Source organism: Streptomyces sp. NBC_01268 (assembly GCF_036240795.1).
Classification (GTDB): Bacteria; Actinomycetota; Actinomycetes; order Streptomycetales; family Streptomycetaceae; genus Streptomyces.
The window spans coordinates 610,239-630,826 of the sequence record NZ_CP108454.1; the positions used below are offsets into that span (position 1 = coordinate 610,239).

The following is a 20,588-nucleotide window of genomic DNA, read 5'->3' on the forward strand; positions in this document are numbered from 1 at the left end:
GCCCGACGACGACTATCGGGGAGCCACGAGGCGGCGCACCACCCGCACCCCCTCTTTCCGGACACGCGGCGGGCCGGAGGACGGGATTCCGAGACGGGCTTTGCATGACCATGCGTCTTGATGCATAATATTGCCATGTCTAAGGTCCTCACCTCCCTCCCGGTCGGCGAGCGCGTCGGCATCGCCTTCTCCGGCGGTCTCGACACCTCGGTCGCGGTCGCGTGGATGCGCGACAAGGGCGCCGTGCCCTGCACCTACACCGCCGACATCGGCCAGTACGACGAGCCCGACATCGCGTCGGTGCCCGGCCGCGCCCAGGCCTACGGTGCCGAGATCGCGCGTCTGGTCGACTGCCGGGCCGCGCTCGTCGAGGAGGGCCTGGCCGCGCTCGCCTGCGGCGCGTTCCACGTCCGCTCCGGCGGCCGTGCCTACTTCAACACCACCCCGCTCGGCCGCGCCGTCACCGGCACGCTGCTCGTCCGGGCGATGCTGGAGGACGACGTCCAGATCTGGGGCGACGGCTCGACCTTCAAGGGCAACGACATCGAGCGGTTCTACCGCTACGGTCTGCTCGCCAACCCGCACCTGCGGATCTACAAGCCCTGGCTCGACGCGGACTTCGTGACCGAGCTCGGCGGCCGCAAGGAGATGTCGGAGTGGCTCCTCGCCCACGGCCTCCCCTACCGGGACAGCACCGAGAAGGCGTACTCCACCGACGCCAACATCTGGGGCGCCACCCACGAGGCCAAGACCCTGGAGCACCTGGACACCGGCGTCGAGACCGTCGAGCCGATCATGGGCGTCCGCTTCTGGGACCCGTCGGTCGAGATCGCCGCCGAGGACGTGACGATCGGCTTCGACCAGGGCCGCCCGGTCACCATCAACGGCAAGGAGTTCGCCTCCGCCGTCGACCTGGTCATGGAGGCCAACGCCATCGGCGGCCGCCACGGCCTGGGCATGTCGGACCAGATCGAGAACCGGATCATCGAGGCCAAGAGCCGCGGGATCTACGAGGCCCCGGGCATGGCGCTGCTGCACGCCGCGTACGAGCGCCTCGTCAACGCCATCCACAACGAGGACACCCTCGCCCAGTACCACAACGAGGGCCGCCGCCTCGGCCGGCTCATGTACGAGGGCCGCTGGCTGGACCCGCAGGCGCTGATGGTGCGCGAGTCCCTGCAGCGCTGGGTCGGCGCGGCCGTCACCGGCGAGGTGACCCTGCGGCTGCGGCGCGGCGAGGACTACTCGATCCTCGACACCACCGGCCCCGCCTTCAGCTACCACCCGGACAAGCTGTCCATGGAGCGCACCGAGGACTCGGCCTTCGGCCCCACGGACCGCATCGGCCAGCTCACGATGCGCAACCTCGACATCGCCGACTCGCGCGCCAAGCTGGAGCAGTACGCCGGTCTCGGCCTCATCGGCACCGGCAGCCCCGCGATCGGCGCCGCCCAGGCCGCCGCGACCGGTCTGATCGGCACCATGCCGGAGATGCCCGAGGGCGGCGCCGAGGCCATCGCCTCGCGCGGCGAGGTCTCGGCGGAGGACGAGCTGCTCGACCGCGCCGCGATGGAGTCCGGCACGGACTGATCCCGCACCACCCGGCAGCACCCCGGAGACCGGCTCGACGCCCAGGGCGTCGGGCCGGTCTCTCGGCGTCCCGGGGCGCTCGGCCCCGGGACGCCGGTGGGGGGCGGGTCAGCCGGCCGGGGCGTAGCCCGCCGGGCGCGTCGTGAAGGTGCCGCGGCCCTGGGTGCGGCCGCGGAGCCGGGACGCGTAGCCGAAGAGCTCGGCGAGCGGGACCGTCGCCGTCAGGACCGCCGTGCCGCCCCGGGTGGTCGAGTCGGTGACCCGGCCGCGCCGGGCGGACAGGTCGCCCAGGACCGTGCCGACGGCCGAGTCGGGCACGGTCACGGTGACCTCCGCGACCGGTTCGAGCAGCGTCATCGCGCTCTCGCGGAGCGCCTCGCGCAGCGCGAAGCGGCCGGCGGCCCGGAAGGCGAGCTCGGACGAGTCCTTCACGTGCGTCGCCCCGTCGGTGAGGGTGACGCGGACGCCGGTCACCGGATGTCCGCCGAGCGGGCCCTCGGCCAGGGCGTCACGGCAGCCGGCCTCGACCGCACGGACGAACTCCTGCGGGACGCGCCCGCCCGTGACCGTCGAGCGGAAGACGAACTCCGCCGTCCCGGAATCCTGCCGCTCCCCCGCCTCCTCTCCCGCCGCGTCCTCCAGTGGCGCCACGTCGAGGACGACGTGGGCGAACTGGCCCGCGCCGCCGTCCTGTTTGACGTGTCGGTACACGAGACCCGTGACGCCCCGGGCGACGGTCTCCCGGTACGCGACGCGGGGCCGGCCCACCGTGACCTCCAGGCCCTGGGCCCGGCGCAGCCGTTCGACCGCGACCTCCAGGTGCAGTTCGCCGAGTCCGGAGAGGACGGTCTGGCCCGATTCCGGGTCGGTGCGCACCACCAGCGACGGGTCCTCCTCGGCGAGGCGGGCCAGCGCGGTGGCGAGCCGTTCGGTGTCGAGGCCGCGCCGGGCCTCGACGGCCACGGAGACGACCGGGTCTGCGGAGACGGGCGGTTCGAGCAGCATCGGCGCGTCGGGGGCGCAGAGCGTGGCACCGGTGCGGGCCGTCTTGGGGCCCACGACGGCGACGATGTCGCCGGCCTCGGCGTGGTCCGCCTCGGTCGTCCGTTCGGCCTGGACCCGCAGGATCCGGGCGATGCGTTCGGTGCGGCGCGCGGTGGTGTCGAGCACGGTGTCCCCCTTTCGGATCGTTCCCGCGTAGACGCGGAGGTAGGTGAGGCGGCCGGTGGGTGTGGCGCTCACCTTGAAGGCGAGCGCGGTGAACGGTGCCTCCGGGTCGGCGGGGTGTTCCCCGCGGACCGGCGGCAGGTCCGTCGGCGCGGGCAGGTAGGCGACGACGGCGTCGAGCAGTGGTTCGATCCCGCGGTTGCGGTAGGCGGAGCCGCACAGCACGACGACGCCCTCGCCGGAGAGGGTGAGGTCCCGCAGTGCGGCGGCCAGGGTGGCGTCCGTGAGCGTGCCGTGCTCGCAGTACTCCTCCAGGGCGGCGGCGTGCAGTTCGGCCACCGTCTCCGTCAGCTCCCGGCGGCGGCGTTCGGCCTCGTCCCGCAGGTCCGCGGGTACGGGACCGTCGGTGTGCGTGTCGGCTCCGTCGGGCCACTCGTAGGCCCGCATGCGGACCAGGTCGACGACGCCGGTGAAGGCGGCCTCGCGGCCGATGGGGAGCTGGACGGGCAGCGGCACGGTGCCGAGCCGGGTGCGCAGGGAGTGCACGGCGGTGTCGAGGTCGGCGCCCGCGCGGTCCAGCTTGTTGACGAAGGCGATGCGCGGGACCCCGTGCCGGTCGGCCTGGCGCCACACCGACTCGCTCTGCGGCTCGACGCCCGCCACGCCGTCGAAGACGGCGACGGCGCCGTCGAGGACGCGCAGCGCGCGTTCGACCTCGTCGGAGAAGTCGACGTGCCCGGGGGTGTCGATGAGGTTCAGCCGGTGCCCGGCCCAGTCGCAGCTGACGGCCGCGGCGGAGATGGTGATGCCGCGGTCGCGCTCCTGGGGGTCGAAGTCGGTGACGGTGGTGCCGTCGTGGACCTCGCCGCGCTTGTGGACGGCGCCGGTGAGGAAGAGGAACCGCTCGGTGAGGGTCGTCTTGCCGGCGTCGACGTGGGCCAGGATGCCGAGGTTGCGGAGAGCGGTACGGGCGATACGGGTGGTACGCATGGTGGTGGTCTTTCGCTGCGAAGCGGTGGCTGGGCAGCGCGATTCCCGTGACGGCGGGCACGCGGAAGGGTGGTGAGAGGTGCGTGGATCCGTCTTCGTCGCGGGTCAGCGGTGTCGGCCGCGCAGCCGGCACCGGACGGACGAAGAGGCCAGGATCACGTCGTACCGGGCACGGGAGACGACGGCGGCGGCGTGGGCACGCATGGTCGGCTCCCTTCGTGGCTCTGCGGTCGTGACGGGTCGGACCTGCCGGCCCGCTTCGGGGAGTGTAGGGAGAAGCGGGCCCGGGAGAACAACGGTTTTCCGGCGGCCGGTCCGGAGCTCAGTCCCGCGCCCCGTAGTAGGCCTCGATCGGACGGCGCGCCTCGTCGAACAGGGCCGGGCCGTCCTGCGGGACGGCGGGCCAGGCTCCCGACTCCGGGTTGAGCGCGATCAGTTGCTCCGTGGCCAGCGCGAAGACGACCCGGCCGACGCCGGAGCGCACGAGGGCTCCCGTACACATGCCGCAGGGCTGACAGCTGGTGTAGAGGGTGGTGCGGGCGGCCGTCTCCCGGTCGAGTTCGCTCGCCGCCCAGCGGGCCAGCTTGAGTTCGGGGTGGGCGGTGATGTCGTCGTCGCGCCGCACCGTGTTGTGGGCCTCGGCGAGGACGGTGCCGTCGGGCCCGGCGAGCAGGGAGCCGTAGGGAGCGTCGCCCAGGGCGACGGCTCGGGCGGCGACCTCGACGGCGCGGCGCAGCAGCTTCTCGTCGGCGGGGCTGATCATGAGGCGGTCCTCCGGTGTGCGGCAAGGGTGGTGAGGTCCCGCCAGGCGGTGTGCGGCCTTCGGGTGGCCTCGGGGTCTCCGTGGTAAGGGTCGAGCACGACGGTCCCGGCGCCGAGCAGTCGGAGCTGTTCGAGGTCGTCGAGGACCTGTTCGAGGGTGCCGACCCCGGCGAGCCGCTCGGGGTCGTCGACGGGGGCGGTGGTCAGGCGCAGCGCGATGCGGGGCGCGAACCCGGGCAGCTCGTGGCTCCGCACGACCGCGCGCATCCAGGGCAGGGTGCCCCGCAGCGGGTGCCAGGCGTCGCCGAACCGGACGGCACGGCGGATCCCCGCCTCGCTGTTGCCGCCGACCCACAGGGGTACGGGGCCGATGCCGGCCTCGCGCAGGGCGGCGAGGTGCTCGTCGGTGATCCGGCCGCGCCGGGCGAAGGGCACCCCGAGCGCCTCGAACTCCTGCCGGGCCCAGCCGACGCCCACGCCGAGCACGAGGCGGGCTCCGCTGAGCGCGTTCAGGTTGGCGGCCATGCGGGCCACCAGGAGGGGATGCCGGTAGGGCACGATCAGCACCGTGGTGCCGAGCCGCACCCGGGTGGTGACGCCGGCCAGCCAGGACAGCGTGGTGAACGGCTCGTAGAACGGCTCGGGGTAGCGCTCGGCCACGTCCGGGGTGACCGCCACGTGGTCGGAGACCATGAGCAGGTCGAAGCCGAGGCCCTCGACGACCCGGGCCCAGTCGCGCAGCATCCCGGGATCGGTCCCCGGGCCGAAGTTCGGTACGTTGACGCCTAGTTGCATGCCCGGAGGCTATCCCGGCGATCAAGGACGACTGAAGACCGTTCTCCCTGTGCTGGCACCGTTCTCCCGTGGATTTCCCGGTAGGGTCGCGCCATGACGACGAACCTCGACGACCTCGACGATGTCGACTGGGCGATCATCGCCCAGTTGCAGCAGGAAGCCCGGGTCTCGCTCAGCGAGTTGGGGCGCCGGGTGAGCCTGAGCCCCTCGGCCACCACGGAGCGGGTGCGCCAACTGGAGGCGCTGGGGGTCATCACCGGCTACCACGCGACGGTCGACCTGTCGAAGGTCGGCTATCCGGTGCTCGCCGTCGTCCGTCTGAAGTACCCGGGCAACCGCCACCAGCCGCTGCGCAGCCTGCTCGCCGAGCGGCGGGAGATCCTGGAGTGCCTGCGGACCACCGGCGACGACTGCTACACCCTCAAGGTGGCCGCGACCTCGATGGCGCACCTGGAGACGCTCATGGACGAGCTGGCCGGCTTCGGTTCCACGACCACCAGCGTCGTCTACAGCCAGACGCTGCCGTTCCGGGGGCCCGACCGGCCGTGAGGCGGGGGCACGCGGGCCCGAGATGCCGACGCGTCCGCGAGGGCGAACAATTGGCTGAGGAGGCACGAGCCAAGGAGGCCGTACGGCAGGACGTGCTGGAGCCGCCGCCTCCGCTCGGGGACTCCCCTACGGAACGTGGCCCACGTCATGAGCGCAAAAGACCCCGCCACGAGCGGGCTCGCACGGCGTAAGAGTGCCCTCTACCGGCTCGGGCACTGGTGTGCCCGACGTTTCGTCGTCGTCATCGTCCTGTGGCTGGCGGCACTCGTGGGTCTGCAGTTCGCCAACCGGGCGGTCGGCGGTCAGTACTCCGACAACTTCACGCTTCCCGGCGTGCAGTCGGCCGACGGACTCGCCGTCCTGCAGGCGCACGACCCCGCCGCGGGCGGATACGGCGCCCAGATCGTGCTCAACGACCCCTCGCAGCCGCTCACCTCGGAAGCGTCCGCCGTGAACTCGGCGGTCGCCTCGCTGCAGAAACTCCCCGACGTGCTCAGCGCCCAGAACCCGCTGCCGCCGCCGGGCACTCCGCCGCCCACGACCCCGTCCTCGGTGCCCAACACCGGGCCGCTGTCCACCGACGGCAAGACCGCGTACATCACCGTGCGGTTCAGCGTCCCGCCGTCCACCCTCGGCACCGACTACCTCAACAGCGTCGACACCGCCGTGAAGCCGCTCCGCGACGCGGGCGTCACCGTCGAGTACGGCGGCACGCTCGGCGAACTGGCCAGGCCCGCCCCCGACGACCGCACCAGCGAGGCCATCGGCTTCGCGGTGGCCATCGTCGTCCTCCTGATCGGCTTCGGCAGCGTCATCGCCGCCGTCCTCCCGCTGGTCACCGCGCTGATCGGAGCGATCTGCGGGCTCGCGCTGCTCGGTCTGACGGCGGCGGCGTTCACCTTCGGCACGGTCTCCCCGACCCTGGCCACCATGATCGGCCTGGGCGTCGGCATCGACTACGCCCTCTTCCTGATCACCCGGCACCGCCAGAACATCATGGACGGGCACGATCCCGCCGACTCCGCCGGTCTCGCCACGACCACCAGCGGCCGGGCCGTCCTGGTCTCCGGCTGCACCGTCATCATCGCCCTGTCCGGCCTGTGGGTCTCCGGCGTCACCTTCATCGGGAAACTCGGGCTCGCGGCGGCCTTCACCGTGGTCACCGCCGTGCTCGCGGCGCTGACCCTGGTCCCGGCCATGCTCGGCCTCGTCGGCCGCCGCATCGACCGCTACCACGTCCGCAAGCCCGTCGCCGAGACCGACGCCGAGCCGGGCGCCACCGCGCACGGCACCTGGCACCGCTACGCCCAGCGGGTCGAACGGCGCCCGTGGACCTTCCTCACCTGCGGAGTCGTGACCCTCGTCATCCTGGCGATCCCCCTGCTCTTCATCCAGCTCGGGCACATCGGCGACGGCGCCGACCCCAAGTCGTTCACCGACCGGCGCGCCTACGACCTGATCTCCACCGCCTTCGGGCCCGGAGCCAACGGGCCGCTGACCCTCGTGGTCGACCAGACCGCCGTGCCCCAGGCGGATCGTGCCGCGCTCGCGACCTCACTCCAGAAGGCGCTCACGAACGTCCCCGACGCGGCGTCCATCACCCCGCTCCAGACCACACCCGACGGCGACGTGCTGATCGGCACGGCCTACTCGGTCGCCGCCCCGCAGGACGAGCGCACCACCCGGCTCACCGACCACCTCGTCGACGACGTCCTGCCGCAGGCCGTCGCCGGCACCGACGCCCAGACCTACGTCACCGGCACCACCGCCGCGCAGGTCGACTTCCTGGACATCGTCTCCAGCCGCCTGCCGCTGATCATCGCCGTCGTGGTCGGACTCGCCTTCCTCGTCATCCTGACCGTGTTCCGCGGCCTCCTCGTCGCGGTCAAGGCGGCCGTGCTCAACGTGCTGTCGATCGCCGCCTCGTACGGAGTGGTCGTCGCCGTGTTCCAGTGGGGCTGGGGCGGTCCGGCGCTCGGCGTCTCCGGCAAGGTGCCCGTCGAGAGCTACGTACCGATGATGATGTTCGCGATCGTCTTCGGCCTGAGCATGGACTACGAGATCTTCCTGCTGTCCCGCGTGCGCGAGGCGTGGCTGCGCACCGGCGACTCCAAGGCGAGCGTCGCGCACGCGCTGGAGATCACCGCCCGGGTGATCACCTGCGCCGCGCTGATCATGGTCAGCGTGTTCGCGGCGTTCATCATCTCCGACAACATCGTCGTCAAGATGCTGGGCCTCGGCCTCGCGGCGAGCGTCCTCATCGACGCCACGATCGTGCGCCTGCTCCTGGTCCCCGCGGTGATGACCCTGCTCGGCGCCCGCGCCTGGTGGACACCGCGCTGGCTCGACCGCTTGCTGCCGCACCTGGACACCGAGGGTGAGGCCGCGCTGGAGCGCGACGCAGAGACGCCCGTCCGGCCCAGCTGAGCGGCCCGGCCGGACGGGTGGGGGGATCGGGGGCGGGGGGGAGGAGGACGCCGGCGCGCGGGCCGTGTGAGCGGTGCGGGCCGGGCGAGCGCGTGGGCCCGTGAACGGCCTGCGAGGCGGAAATGGCCTGGGGGCGGCGAAGGGCCTGTGACAGGCTGGCCCGGTGACCGCACATCAGACCTCCCCCCGCCCCGACCACCTCGTCCTCGGCTGCATGGGCCTCGGCGGAAGCTGGGACCCGAGCCCCTACACCGCCGCCGACATCGACGCCGCCGAGGCGACCGTCGAGGCCGCCCTGGACAGCGGCATCACCGCCTTCGACCACGCCGACATCTACCGGCACGGCAAGGCGGAGGCCGTCTTCGGCGAGGTGCTGGCCCGGACGCCGGGCCTGCGCGAGCGGATCACCCTGCAGTCCAAGTGCGGCATCCGGCTCGCCGAGGAAGGGCGGCCCGGGATGTACGACCTGCGCGGCGACACCATCGTGCGGAAGGTCGAGGAGAGCCTCACCCGGCTCCGTACCGACGTCCTCGACGTGCTCCTGCTGCACCGGCCCGACCCCCTCGCCGACCCCGCCGAGGTCGCGGAGGCCCTGGAGTCGCTCCACCGGCAAGGGCTGGTACGCCGGTTCGGCGTCTCCAACATGAACGCGCCCCAGATCGCCCGGCTCCAGGACCACCTGAGCCTGCCGCTCACCGCCAACCAGTTGGAGATGAGCCTGCTGCGCCGGGACTGGCTGGAGGACGGCGTGCTCGTGAACACCCCGGCGTCGGCGGCGAACGGGTTCCCCGCCGGCACGGTCGAGCACTGCCTCGCCCACGGGATCGCCCTCCAGGCCTGGGGCCCGCTGGCCCAGGGGCGGTTCACCGGCCGGCAGGAGACCGCCGAGGAGCACGCCACCGCCGCCCTCGTCGCCGAACTGGCCGAGGCCAAAAGCACGACGCCGGAGACCGTCGTCCTGTGGTGGCTCCAGCGGCACCCGGCCCACGTGGTGCCGGTCATCGGCACCACCAACCCGGCCCGCGTCCGCGCCTGCCGGGACGCGGCACTGGGCGAGCCGCTGCTGAGCCACGAGGAGTGGTACACGCTGTGGACCACGGCCCGCGGGGCGGCCCTGCCGTAGCCCCGCGCTTCCCCCCGCCGACCATCGGACGCCCTCCGAACTCACTCCTCACTCACCCCGAACGCGCCCCGAGCTCCCGCCGGACCTCCGCCGGACTCGCGCCCAGGAAAGGCAACATGACCGACCGTTCGCCGCAGACCGCCTCCTCCTACCGGCTCCTCCCGGGCGCGGCGGACTCGCCCGTCCTGCTGCACGTGCCGCACTCCTCCCGCACGGTCCCGGCCGAGGTGCGGGCCGGCATCGTGCTCGGCGACGAGGAACTGGCGCGCGAGCTGGACCACATCACCGACGCCCACACCGAGGACATCGCCGCCGAGGCGGCGGCGCGCGCCGGCGCGGCTCCCTGGCGGTTCGTCAACCGGCTCTCCCGGCTGGTCGTCGACCCCGAGCGGTTCCCCGACGAGCGCGAGGAGATGCTGTCCGTCGGGATGGGCGCGGTCTACACCCGCACCACGCACCGCGCCGCGCTCCGCCCGGCCGGCTTCGACCCGGCGCCGCTGATCGACCGCTACTTCGACCCCTACGCGCGGGCGATGACCGACGCGGTCGCCGGGCGCCTCGCGGCGGTCGGGCGTGCCGTGATCGTCGACGTCCACTCGTACCCGACGCAGACCCTCCCGTACGAACTGCACGGCGAGGGCCCCCGCCCGCCGGTCTGCCTCGGCACGGACGCCTTCCACACGCCGCCCGCGCTGCTCGCGGCGGCGCGGAAGGCCTTCGCGGGCTTCGGCGAGGTAGGCACCGACAGTCCCTTCGCCGGTACCTACGTGCCGCTGGCCCACTACGGCCGCGATCCGCGCGTCAGCGCCCTCATGGTGGAGATCCGCCGCGACCGGTACATGACCGAACCGGGAGGCCCCGCGGGCCCGGGCGTACGGGCCCTGGGCGCCGCCCTGGCCGAACTGGTCGACGCCGTGAGCGGTCAGGCCCTCCGGGCGCCCCGAGGGCCCCGGGCATCAGCGGGCCGAGAACCGGGCGAAGCGTAAAATGGGGCGGGTGAGCGTACACAGGTACGAGCTGGTGTTCTCCGGCGGCGAAGGCCCCGCGGAGGAGCACGTCGTCGTCGAGCGGACCGCCGCCAAGGGGCCCGGCGGGCATCCCGTCTACACCGACGCGACCGGCATCATCCGCGCCGAGATCAGCGACCGCGACGAAGTGCGCGTCCTCGCCTCCGGCGGGCACCAGGAAGCCCCTCAGAGCGTCGTGGCCCGGCCGCTTCCCGGCGAGGCCCATGAGGCCTGAGCCCCGCCGGGTACCGCCGCCGTGAGGCGCTCCCTGAGCCGGGTGGCGGTGTACGGGGTCATCGTCCTGACGGCCATCCACGAACCGTCCGGGAACGCGATGTCCACGCCCCGGCGACGCCGCCGGGGGTACGGAGTGGCGCGGACTCCGGCGTGGGCGAACCGCACTGCCTCCCCGTCGGACTGCCAGGGCGCGCGGACCGTGAGGCCACCGTCCGCGTCGGGCACCAGCCGGAAGTCGGCCTCCTCCGCGCGCAGCGCGTCCCGTGTCCAGTACGGCTCGTGGACGGCGATCAGCAGACGGCCGGCCTCGCTGTCCCAGCCGCCGCGCACACCGGGCCCCACCACGATCCGCGCCAGCAGCCGGAACGCCTTCCGTACCGGTTCGAGCAGCGCCCCCAGGGCCTCCAGCGGATCCTCCGGCAGCGCGAGGAGGAACCGGACGAGGAAGACGTCCCGGAGCGAGCGCAGGCGGCTCCGCCGCGGATGCGTCGGCAGCCGCCGCACCGGCGCTCGGCGCCCGTACGGCGCGGTCTCGACATCGAAGCCCGGTTCCGTGCAGCCCTGGGCCATGGCCCCCCACCGGTCCGCCCGCCTCCACGGTCCCTCCCCGATCCGCCCGGTCACCACGGCCCGGCCGCCCGGATCCGGGATGATCGTACGGTGCCCGGCCGCCCGCCCCCGGAGGGATGGGCTCCCGGGGGGCGCGCGGGCGGCGGGCGTCGCCTAAGCTGCCCGGATGACCAGCACCGACCCCACCGAGTCCGCTCCGCGCTACGTGCGCGTCACCATCGAGCTCGTCGCCGAGATCACCGACGAGGACGCGCTCAAGGCCGCCGCCCTCACCCAGGTCCAGGACGACGAGTACCTGGAGGAGGACGAGCGCGCCCAGGCCGTCGAGGCCATCGACGTGGACCCGTCCGGCTCCCTCGCCCACTTCATCGACCCGGTCGCCCTCCTCGGCGCCGTCCCGGGTGTCGAGCTCGCCTCGGCGACCTGGGAGTCCGCGCACACCGAGTTCGACCCCGACGACGAGACCTGGGAGGAGCACTCCCTGGACTGATCGCCCCACCGGGCGCGATCCTGTCCCGGTACATCGCGCGAGGGGGCACCATGAAGCCGCTGGAGTCGAACGACCCGGAGTCGGTCGGCGGGGGAAGATACCGACTGGTCGGGCGGCTCGGACAGGGCGGCATGGGCGTCGTCTACCTCGGCCGTTCCCGGTCAGGGCGGGCGGTCGCGGTCAAGGTCGTACGGCCCGAGCTGAGCACCGACCCCGAGTTCCTGCGCCGGTTCGCCCGCGAGGTGCAGGCGGCGCGGCAGGTCGGCGGATTCCACACCGCTCCCGTCGTCGACGCCGACCCCCACGCGGATCCCGCCTGGCTGGTGACCGCCTACGTCCCCGGGCCGACCCTGCGCGCGGTCCTGGACCGGGTGGGGGCGCTGCCCGAGGACAGCCTCACCGTGTTGGCCGCGGGCCTCGCGGAGGCCCTGGAGGCGATCCACCGGGCCGGAGTGGTCCACCGCGACCTCAAGCCGGCCAACATCATCGTCGCCGAGGACGGCCCCCGCGTCATCGACTTCGGCATCGCCAGGGCACTGGACGGCACGGCCGCCCTGACCCAGACGGGCTTCCAGGTCGGCACGCCCGGTTACCTCGCGCCCGAGCAGCTCACGGGCGGCGGCATCACCCCGGCCGTGGACATGTTCGCGCTCGGGGTGGTGCTCGCCCAGGCGGCCGGCTGCTCGCCGTACGGCGAGGGCCCGTCGGCCGGGTGGCTGTACCGGGTGGTGCACGAGGAGCCCGACCTGAGCGCCGTCCCCGCGTCGCTGCGGGACGCCCTCGCGGCCTGCCTGTCCAAGGACCCGCTGCACCGCCCCACCCCGACCGCCTTCCTCCAGGGCCTCACCGTCCGGCACCGCGCGGACGGCGGCTGGTTGCCGGACGAGGCGACCCGACTGCTCGGCCCCGGGAAGGACCCGGACGCCGGGCGAGGACCGGAGCGGGACCCCGCGCCACGGCCCGAGCCGGATCCGGAGCCACGGCCCGAGCCGGAGCCCGAGTGGGACTCTTTGCCGGTCACCCCGCCCGTGACCCCGCCGGAGACCTCGCAGGACGTGCCGGTGCCCGCCGCAGCACCGCCGGAGCACCCCGCCACCGTCGCCGCACGGCCCGAGGGCGGCGAGATCAGCGTCGAGCAGGCCGTGACGAGCCTCCCGACGCCGCCGCTGCCGCTGCCGCTTCCCGAGCCCCTACCGGAACCGGCCCCCCTCCCGACGCTCCCTCACACCCCCTCCGCCGAGCGGCCCGGTCCCCAGCGCCCGACCCGGCGTACGGCCGTCGGTGCCGCCCTCCTGGTGTGCGCAGTCGCCGCCACCGCGGGCCTGTTGGTCTGGCGCCCGTGGGAGGGCGCGCCCGGCACCGGGGACAAGCCGAAGGCGGACGCGTCGTCGTCGAGCCGGTCCCCCGCCGCGTTCCCGACGGCTCCCCTGCTCGTTCGGATGGACACCGCGCCCGGCTGGCCCCGGGCCTGCCACGGTGTGATCGCCGTTCGCGCGTCCACGACGGACCGCCCGCGCACACTGCTGCCCGGCGGCACCTGCGACGTCCTGCCGCAGTGGGCTCCGGACCGGCGGTCGTTCGCGTTCACGCGGGTGACGCCCGAGGGGTCGGCGGTGTGGACGGCGAACGCGGACGGCTCCGGCGAGCGGCTCGTCGCCGAGATCGCCGGCGGGCGCGTCTCCTGGTCCCCGGACGGCGCTCGCCTCGCCGTCCTCCGCGACAAGGACGGGGTGCAGCAGCTGTTCGCGGTGGACGTCTCGGACGGCTCGGCCCGGCAACTCACCACCGGTACGCGGCGGGTGGAGGATCCGGCCTGGTCGCCGGACGGGACCCGGATCGCCGTCTCCCTGGAGGCCTCGCCGGGCGACTGGCAGATCCACGTGGTGGACCCGTCCGCGCCCGACAGCGCGCCGCGCCAGGTGACGCGTCTGCCGCACCCGGCGCTGGACGCGGTGTGGTCGCCGGACGGGCGGACGTTCGCGTACACGGCGGGGACGTACAAGGGCAGCACCAAGGGGGACATCCGGCTGGTCGGCACGGACGGGTCGGGGGACCGCCCGCTGGTGGCGACCGACGCCCACGAGATGGATCCGGCGTGGTCGGCGGACGGGCGCTGGCTGGCCTTCGTCCGTGGCCCGTACGAGACGCCGGTCGTCTGGGCCGTGCGCGCGGACGGCACGGGCCAGCGCAGGCTGACGACCGGCAGCACGTCGGAGGGCCACCCCGCCTGGCGCTGACGACCCACCCCGACTGCCGCACGCACGGACGGCAGTTGGGGACTCCTCGGTCATCCCGAAGGCTTGACAGGGCGACGGCACGCTCACATTCTGAGAGCGCTCTCAGAACGGATTCCCCCCACTCCCCCCACGATCCCCAAGGAGCCCCCCCGTGCCCTCCCCCACCCACCGACGCCGACGGCGGATCCCCCGTACCCTGCTCGCCCTCACGCCCGTGGCCGCGGTCGCGGCCCTCCTCGTCCCCTCCCCCACCGTCAACGCCGTGGTGGCTCCCGCCCCGGCGCAGGCCGCCGTCCCCGCGACCATCCCGCTCACCGTCAAGAACGACTCCCGCCGCACGGAGCCGGTCTACCTCTACAACCTCGGCACCGAGCTCTCCACCGGCCGGCAGGGCTGGGCCGACGCGGGCGGGACCTTCCACCCGTGGCCGGCCGGCGGCCCGGTCCCCTCACCCGCGCCCGACGCCTCCATACCGGGCCCGGCCGCCGGCCAGTCCCTGACGATCCGGATGCCCAAGTTCTCGGGACGCGTGTACTTCAGCTACGGTCGGAAGCTGGTCTTCCAGGTGGCCACGGGCGGGCTCGTGCAGCCGGCCGTCCAGAACCCGAGCGACCCCAACCGGGACATCCTCTTCAACTGGTCCGAGTACACGCTCAACGACGCCGGGCTGTGGATCAACAGCACCCAGGTGGACATGTTCTCCGCCCCGTACGCCGTCGGCGTCAAGCGGCCCGACGGCGGCGTGGCCACCACGGGGCACCTCAGGCCGGGCGGTTACCGCGGCTTCTTCGACGCGCTCCGCGCGCAGCCCGGCGGCTGGGCGGGGCTGATCCGGACGCGGTCCGACGGGACCCTCCTGCGCGCGCTCGCGCCGGGCCACGGCATCGAGGCCGGTGCACTGCCACGGGATGTCATGGCCGGCTACATCGACCGCGTCTGGGCCCGGTACGCCGGCTCGACGCTGACGGTCACGCCCTTCGCGGACCGCCCGTCCGTCGTCTACTACGGGCGGGTGTCCGGTGACACCATGAACTTCACCGACGCCTCGGGCGCCGTCGTGACGTCCTTCCGCAAGCCCGACTCCGACAGCGTGTTCGGCTGCTACAAGCTGCTGGACGCCCCGAACGACCAGGTGCGCGGCCCCATCTCCCGCACCCTGTGCGCGGGTTACAACCGCTCGACCCTGCTCACCAACCCGCACCAGCCGGACACCTCGGCGGCGGGCTTCTACCAGGACGCGGTGACCAACCACTACTCCCGGAAGGTCCATGCCCAGATGGCGGACGGCAAGGCGTACGGGTTCGCCTTCGACGACGTCGGCGCGCAGGAGTCGCTCGTCCACGACGCCGATCCGCGGCAGGCGTTCCTCACGCTCGACCCGCTCGACTGAGTCCGGACGCGGATGCCGAACGCCCCGCCTCCGCCGTGCAGTTCACGGCGGGGGCGGGGCGCGGGTGCGTCCGGGTGGAGCCGGGGGCGCGCTGCCTAGAAGGTGAGGTTCCAGGCGTCGACGCGGCCGGTGTCCTGGCTGGCGATGTCCTGGACGCGGAGCTTCCAGGTGCCGTTGGCCACCTCGGAGGAGGCGTTGACGGTGTACGTCTTGAGGACGTCGTCGGCGCTGTCGCTGTTGGAGAAGTCCTCCAGCGGGTACACCGTGCCGTCGGGAGCGACGAGGGTGAGCACGAGGTCACCGCGGTAGGTGTGCTTGATGTCCACGCCGACCTTGAGGGTCGCCGGGGCGTTGCCGGTGACGCCGGAGACCGTGATCGGGCTCTCCACGGTGGCGTTGTCGACGATGGTGACGTCGTTCAGGTTCTCGAAGTACGGGCCGGTGGGGGGCGTGGTGGTGCCGCCGACGGCCTTCAGGGCGTCGACCGCGCCTTCGCCGAAGAAGCCGTTCTTGGCCGTGGTGCCCTGGCAGCGGGTGTCCGAGGGGCAGGCCTTGTCGTTCGCCTGGGTGGCGAGCGCGGCGCGGATGTCCGCCGGGGTGTAGGTCGGGTGGGCGCTCGCGATGAGCGCGGCGACGCCGGTGACGTGCGGAGAGGCCATCGAGGTGCCGCTCATGTTGCCGTACTTGCCGCCCGGCAGCGTCGAGTACACCTGGGTGGCACCGTCGCCGCCCGGCGCGGCGACGTCGATGACGCCGTTGCCGAAGTTGGAGTACGAGGCCTTGGCGCCGCCGCTGGCCTGCGCGGCGACGGTCACGACGCCCGGGAGCTCGGTCGGGATGTCGATGCAGGCGTTGGTGATGGTGCGGGTGACCGGGGTGGAGTCGTTCGGGCTCTCCGAGTCGGTCGTCTTGTTCGCCAGGTCGTAGTTGGAGTTGCCGGCGGCGGCGACCTGGAGCGAACCCTTGCCCTCGGCGTACGCCTGGGCGCGGCGGACGCCCTCGATGATGGCGGCCTGGTCCACGTTGTCGGGGCAGTTGAACTGCCACGGGTCCGTGTAGTAGCTGTTGTTGGTGACCTTGAAGCCGTGGTCACCGGCCCAGACGAAGCCGCAGATGGTGTTCTCCGCGAAGAACAGGCTGCTGGTGGGCTCCGCGATGCGGACCGAGGAGATCTTCACGCCCGGCGCGACGCCGATGACGCCCTTGCCGTTCTTGGCGGCGGCGATCGTGCCGGCGACGTGGGTGCCGTGGGTGCCGACGTCGCGCCAGGCACCGGCGCGGGTGTCCGCCTTGCCGTAGGCGCAGGAGGCGGAGTCGGCGGCGTTGAAGTTGGGCGCGATGTCCTGGTGCTGGTCGTCGACGCCGGTGTCCAGGACGCCGACCTTCACCGAGGCGGATCCGGTGCTGACGGCCCAGGCCTGGTCGGCCTTGATCTGGGTCATGTCCCAGCGGTTGGACTCGGTCAGCGTCGTCGTGGACTGCGTCGGGTTCGCGGGCAGCGCCGGGGAGTAGGCGTCGGCGGGGACGTCGGAGGTACGCGTCGCGCCGACCTGCTGCACACCGGAGACGCCGCGCATGGTGGCGGCGAAGGAGGCGCTGGTGGAGTGGGCCACGATGACGCCGATGGCGTCATAGGCGGCGAAGACGGTGCCGCCGTTGGCGGTCACGGCCGTCTGCGCGGAGGCGGTGGCGCCGGGCGCCGTGATGACCAGGTAGGCGCGGGTGCCGGCGGCCCAGGTGCCGGTGGTGGCCTGCGGGGCGGTCACCGCGCGGGTGCCCGTCGCCGCGGCGGGGGCCACGGGTCCGGTCGGTGCGGCCTGGGCGGGGGCGGCGAGGGCGACGGCGGCGCTGACGACGGCAGCGGCCGCGATCGTGAGTCTCAGCCGGCTGGATATGTGGGAAAACAATGCGTCCTCCGATGGCCCGGGACGCTGGTGGCGCCGGCCGGGTCCTGTGATGTGTGGGGTGGACGCAAGATCCCAGGCCACAGGTACCGGAGGGAAGGATTCTGCCTGACAAGCCCCTTTTCGTTACACGTTGTTGATCTGATGTGACAGCAATCTGACAACATTCGGCCGCAGTTGGCGCAGAATGGACCTTCATGAAGCTGCCCGCACCCCTGCACGTCCTGAACGAGACCCTGGCGTTCCTCCTGGAGCTCGCGGCTCTGGCCCTGCTGGCCTGCTGGGGCTGGCAGACCCCGGAGTCCACCGTCCCCCGCCTCCTCCTCGCCGCGGCCGCCCCCGCCGCCGCGGCCACCGTGTGGGGCCTCTTCGCCGCCCCGAAGGCCCGGATCCGTCTCCCCCTCGCGGGTGTCCTCGGTGTGAAGGCCCTGGTCTTCGGCTCCGCGACGGGCGCGCTGTACGCCCTGGCCGGGCCGGGCCTGGCACTCGCCTTCGGCGTCGTGGCGACCGTCAACACCGCCCTGGCCACGCTGGGGAGGAGGGGCCGAGGCAGCGGCGCGTGAGGAATCCGCCGGTACGGGGCGGCCGTGGGCGGGCCCCTCAGCCGAGGACGAACGGCAGCCGCGCCGCGAGCGGGCCGAGGGCGGCCGTCTCCTCGGAGGTCGGGGCGCGTCGGCCGGTGCCGACCAGCAGCGCCGCCTCGTCCGTGAAGGACGCGGGGAACGGGGCCACGGCGATCCGCTCCAGGGCGCCCCGTGCCGCCGCCGGCGTCTCCGCGGGCGGGCGGGCCGCCGCCGGGAGGTGGGCGATCAGGTCGAGGTGGTGCACCGTCCACTCGAGGACGTACGCGGACAGGTAGTCGCCGGCCGTCAGCACCTGGCCGCGGGTGCCCACGAGGGCGGCGGGTCGGCGAGTTGCGCGGCGCGGCCCGCCGCGGAACCCACGTCGTCGAGGTGGAACCTGAGCAGCCCGGGATCTCCGTACGCGGCGGCCAACCGCGGGATCAGCGCGTCGAGCGGGTCGTCGCCGGTCCGCGGTTCGACCGGTTCCCAGGAGGTGACCGCGTCCGCGGTCGGCGCGGTCGTGGCGGGCGTGACCAGGGTGATCAGGACGTCCTGGGCGTCGATGACCAGGTGACACACCAGGTCCCGCACGAGCCGGCCGGCACAGCCGGAGGGGCGCGCGAAGTCCTCGTCCGGGGTGTCGGCGACCGCCGCGCGCAACGCCGACCAGGAACGCGAGAAGAGGTCCACGTCGGCACCGTACGGGTGGGCGCGGGGGCGGACTAGCAGGCGCGGTCCGGCCGGGCCCCGCGCCCCGCCGCTACCGGCCGCCCGCGGCCCCCGCCTCGGCGAGGGGCCGATCGGCACCGGGTCCCGCCGGCTCCACCAGCTCCCGCAGCGCCGCCGCCACGGACGCCTCGCCCGCGGGAAGCAGCGGCAGGCGCACGTCCGGCGTCGGGATGCGGCCCTGCGCGTGCAGGACTCCCTTGATCACGGTGGGGTTCGGCTCGGCGAACAGGAGCGAGGACAGCCGCGCCAGGCGATGGCCGAGCGCGCGGGCCCGCGCGGTGTCGCCCGCGCGCCACGCCTCGGCGAGCTCCACGAAGCGTCCGGTGGCCAGATGGGCCGAGGCGAGGATGCCGCCACTCGCGCCGAGCGCGAGCATCGGCGAGGCGAAGGCGTCGTCGCCCGCCAGGACGGCGAAGTCCGGCCGCGGGTCGCCGAGCAGCGCGACGGCCGCGTCGTCGACGGAACCGGTGGCGTACTTGACCCCGACGACACCCGGAACGCTCCCCACCGCGCGCAGGGCGGCGGCGTCGAGCGGCCGGCCGGTGCGGTACGGGATGTGGTAGGCGACCAGCGGCACCGGACTGTCGGCGGCGAGCCGGGCGAAGTGGGCCAACACCCCCTCCGGGGAGGGCCGGACGAAGGCGGGCACGGTGACCAGCGCCGCGCGCGCCTCCGGCCACCGCCGGAGCGCGGCGAGCTCCCGGCCGACGGCGTCCGTCCCGCCGCCGCCCGCGCCGACGACGAGCTGGGCCCCGCGCTCGCGGCAGACCCCGGCGCAGGTGTCGACGACGGCCCGGCGCTCGTCGGCGTCGAGGGCGGCCGCCTCCCCGGTCGTTCCGAGGGCGACGAGGCCGGCGGCGCCGTCGTCGAGGACGGAGCGGGCCAGGCCCGCCAGGGCGTCGAGGTCGGGGCGGCCGTCGCGCGCGAAGGGGGTGACGAGGGGGACGTGGATGCCGTGCGGGGTGAAGTCCTGTGCGTGTGCCATGCCTCCGAGGGTGGGCGCGCCGGACCCCTCAGGTCCAGTTCGCTTTTCCGATCCGAACCGTAAGCTGAGCTGATGCTCGATGTACGACGTCTGCGCCTGCTGCGCGAACTGGCCCTGCGCGGGACCATCGCCGCCGTCGCCGAGGCCCTGTCCTTCACCCCGTCGGCCGTGTCCCAGCAGCTCGCGACCCTGGAGCGGGAGGCCGGAGTGCCGCTGCTCGAACGGACCGGGCGGCGCGTGCGCCTGACGCCCGCCGGGGAGAAGCTGGTCCGCCACGCCGAGGCGGTGCTCGAACGCCTCGAACTGGCCTCCGCGGAGCTCGCCGAGGCGCGCAGCGGTCCGGCGGGGCCGCTGCGCATCGGCGCCTTCCCGACCGCGACCCGCACGATCGTGCCGGGCGCGCTCGTCCTGCTCGCCGCCCGGCACCCGGCGCTCGAACCGATGGTCTCGGAGGTGGACCCGGCCGCCGTGGCGCACGCCCTGCGGGCGGGCGACCTCGACGTGGCCCTGGTGCACGGTTACGACCTGGTGCCGGCGGCGCTCGAACCGGGGCTCGCGGAGGAGCCGTTGTGCGAGGAGGCCATGTTCCTCGCCACCCACGCGCCTTCGCACGGACCGGCCGAGGGACCCGACGCCGGCCTCGCCGTGCTCGCGCCCTGGCACGACGCCCCGTGGATCGTCTCGGCCCCCGACACGCTCTGCCGCGCGGTGACCGAACGGGTCTGCCGGGCGGCCGGGTTCGCGCCCCGGGTGCGGCACCAGGTGGACGAGTTCGCCACCGTGCTGGCCTTCGTGGCCGCCGGTCAGGGCGTGGCCGTGGTCCCGCAGCTGGGCGCCCTCGCGCCCCCGCCGGGGGTGCGTCTCACCCCGTTGCCGGTGCGCCGGCGCACCCGCATCGCCTTCCGCGGCGGCGCGGGGCCACACCCGGCGGTCGCCGCGCTCACCCGCGCCCTGCGCGACTCCGTACCGGCCGTGCTGGACGGGTCACCGGCGACACCCGCCCCGGCGCAATTCCGATAAACGTCATGCGCCGTTGTACGCCAGGTGGTTTCCCTGAGCGCACGGTGTCGTTG

General features: G+C 73.9%; 17 protein-coding genes and 1 pseudogene. 11 read left to right on the top strand and 7 right to left on the bottom strand.

From position 1 onward, the window contains the following. Positions 1-135: 135 nt before the first annotated feature. Positions 136-1,590, top strand: a complete 1,455-nt coding sequence (gene argG / locus OG309_RS02600; RefSeq protein ID WP_329417996.1) for an argininosuccinate synthase — start codon at positions 136-138, stop codon at positions 1,588-1,590. Positions 1,591-1,698: 108 nt separating this feature from the next. On the opposite strand, the gene fusA is transcribed toward argG, so the two are convergent. The 3 genes from fusA to OG309_RS02615 all read right to left on the bottom strand — a co-directional run bounded on the left by fusA (position 1,699) and on the right by OG309_RS02615 (position 5,304). Beyond that, a complete protein-coding gene (gene fusA / locus OG309_RS02605; protein ID WP_329417998.1) occupies positions 1,699-3,747 on the bottom strand; it encodes an elongation factor G in 2,049 nt (682 codons plus the stop codon). 322 nt (positions 3,748-4,069) lie between these two features. Beyond that, positions 4,070-4,510, bottom strand: a complete 441-nt coding sequence (locus OG309_RS02610) for a nucleoside deaminase (protein WP_329418000.1) — start codon at positions 4,508-4,510, stop codon at positions 4,070-4,072. After that, positions 4,507-5,304, bottom strand: coding sequence for an LLM class flavin-dependent oxidoreductase (locus tag OG309_RS02615; protein WP_329418002.1), 798 nt, complete (start codon positions 5,302-5,304; stop codon positions 4,507-4,509). Before OG309_RS02615 ends, OG309_RS02610 begins: the two co-directional genes overlap by 4 nt. Before the next feature lie 93 nt (positions 5,305-5,397). On the opposite strand from OG309_RS02615, the gene OG309_RS02620 reads away from it, so the two are divergent. The 5 genes from OG309_RS02620 to OG309_RS02640 all read left to right on the top strand — a co-directional run bounded on the left by OG309_RS02620 (position 5,398) and on the right by OG309_RS02640 (position 10,645). Beyond that, positions 5,398-5,853, top strand: a complete 456-nt coding sequence (locus OG309_RS02620; protein ID WP_329418004.1) for an Lrp/AsnC family transcriptional regulator — start codon at positions 5,398-5,400, stop codon at positions 5,851-5,853. Between the two features lie 147 nt (positions 5,854-6,000). After that, on the top strand, positions 6,001-8,280 hold the full coding sequence (locus tag OG309_RS02625; RefSeq protein ID WP_329418006.1) for an MMPL family transporter: 2,280 nt from the start codon (positions 6,001-6,003) through the stop codon (positions 8,278-8,280). Positions 8,281-8,443: 163 nt separating this feature from the next. Beyond that, positions 8,444-9,403: an aldo/keto reductase gene (locus tag OG309_RS02630; RefSeq protein WP_329418008.1), complete on the top strand. Its 960-nt coding sequence runs from the start codon at positions 8,444-8,446 to the stop codon at positions 9,401-9,403. Between the two features lie 116 nt (positions 9,404-9,519). After that, the gene (locus tag OG309_RS02635; protein WP_329418010.1) at positions 9,520-10,389 is read left to right on the top strand and encodes an N-formylglutamate amidohydrolase; all 870 of its coding nucleotides are present in this window, start codon (positions 9,520-9,522) and stop codon (positions 10,387-10,389) included. Between the two features lies 1 nt (position 10,390). Beyond that, on the top strand, positions 10,391-10,645 hold the full coding sequence (locus OG309_RS02640; protein WP_329418012.1) for a DUF6296 family protein: 255 nt from the start codon (positions 10,391-10,393) through the stop codon (positions 10,643-10,645). Here OG309_RS02640 and OG309_RS02645 read toward each other — a convergent pair. Further along, entirely contained in the window at positions 10,597-11,217 is a 621-nt protein-coding gene (locus OG309_RS02645; protein ID WP_329418014.1) for a hypothetical protein, read from the bottom strand. The genes OG309_RS02640 and OG309_RS02645 overlap by 49 nt on opposite strands. 166 nt (positions 11,218-11,383) lie before the next feature. Between OG309_RS02645 and OG309_RS02650 the strand changes: the two genes are divergently transcribed. The 3 genes from OG309_RS02650 (at position 11,384) to OG309_RS02660 (ending at position 15,334) form a co-directional block, all read left to right on the top strand. Further along, on the top strand, positions 11,384-11,707 hold the full coding sequence (locus tag OG309_RS02650) for a hypothetical protein (protein ID WP_329418016.1): 324 nt from the start codon (positions 11,384-11,386) through the stop codon (positions 11,705-11,707). A 50-nt stretch (positions 11,708-11,757) separates the two neighbouring features. Beyond that, positions 11,758-13,944 (top strand): protein kinase domain-containing protein, encoded by a 2,187-nt coding sequence (locus OG309_RS02655; protein ID WP_329418018.1) that lies wholly within the window; start codon positions 11,758-11,760, stop codon positions 13,942-13,944. A 151-nt stretch (positions 13,945-14,095) separates the two neighbouring features. After that, positions 14,096-15,334, top strand: a complete 1,239-nt coding sequence (locus OG309_RS02660; RefSeq protein ID WP_329418019.1) for a glycoside hydrolase family 64 protein — start codon at positions 14,096-14,098, stop codon at positions 15,332-15,334. Between the two features lie 95 nt (positions 15,335-15,429). On the opposite strand, the gene OG309_RS02665 is transcribed toward OG309_RS02660, so the two are convergent. Then, a complete protein-coding gene (locus OG309_RS02665; protein ID WP_329418021.1) occupies positions 15,430-17,241 on the bottom strand; it encodes a S8 family serine peptidase in 1,812 nt (603 codons plus the stop codon). Positions 17,242-17,435: 194 nt separating this feature from the next. On the opposite strand from OG309_RS02665, the gene OG309_RS02670 reads away from it, so the two are divergent. After that, positions 17,436-17,801 (top strand): YrdB family protein, encoded by a 366-nt coding sequence (locus OG309_RS02670; protein ID WP_329418024.1) that lies wholly within the window; start codon positions 17,436-17,438, stop codon positions 17,799-17,801. 37 nt (positions 17,802-17,838) lie between these two features. Here OG309_RS02670 and OG309_RS02675 read toward each other — a convergent pair. Together OG309_RS02675 and OG309_RS02680 are read right to left on the bottom strand one after the other, a co-directional pair. Further along, positions 17,839-18,491: pseudogene (locus OG309_RS02675) on the bottom strand (maleylpyruvate isomerase N-terminal domain-containing protein). Between the two features lie 70 nt (positions 18,492-18,561). After that, on the bottom strand, positions 18,562-19,515 hold the full coding sequence (locus tag OG309_RS02680) for a dihydrodipicolinate synthase family protein (protein ID WP_329418027.1): 954 nt from the start codon (positions 19,513-19,515) through the stop codon (positions 18,562-18,564). A gap of 72 nt (positions 19,516-19,587) precedes the next feature. Between OG309_RS02680 and OG309_RS02685 the strand changes: the two genes are divergently transcribed. Beyond that, a complete protein-coding gene (locus tag OG309_RS02685; RefSeq protein WP_329418029.1) occupies positions 19,588-20,535 on the top strand; it encodes a LysR family transcriptional regulator in 948 nt (315 codons plus the stop codon). The last annotated feature ends 53 nt before the right edge of the window (positions 20,536-20,588 follow it).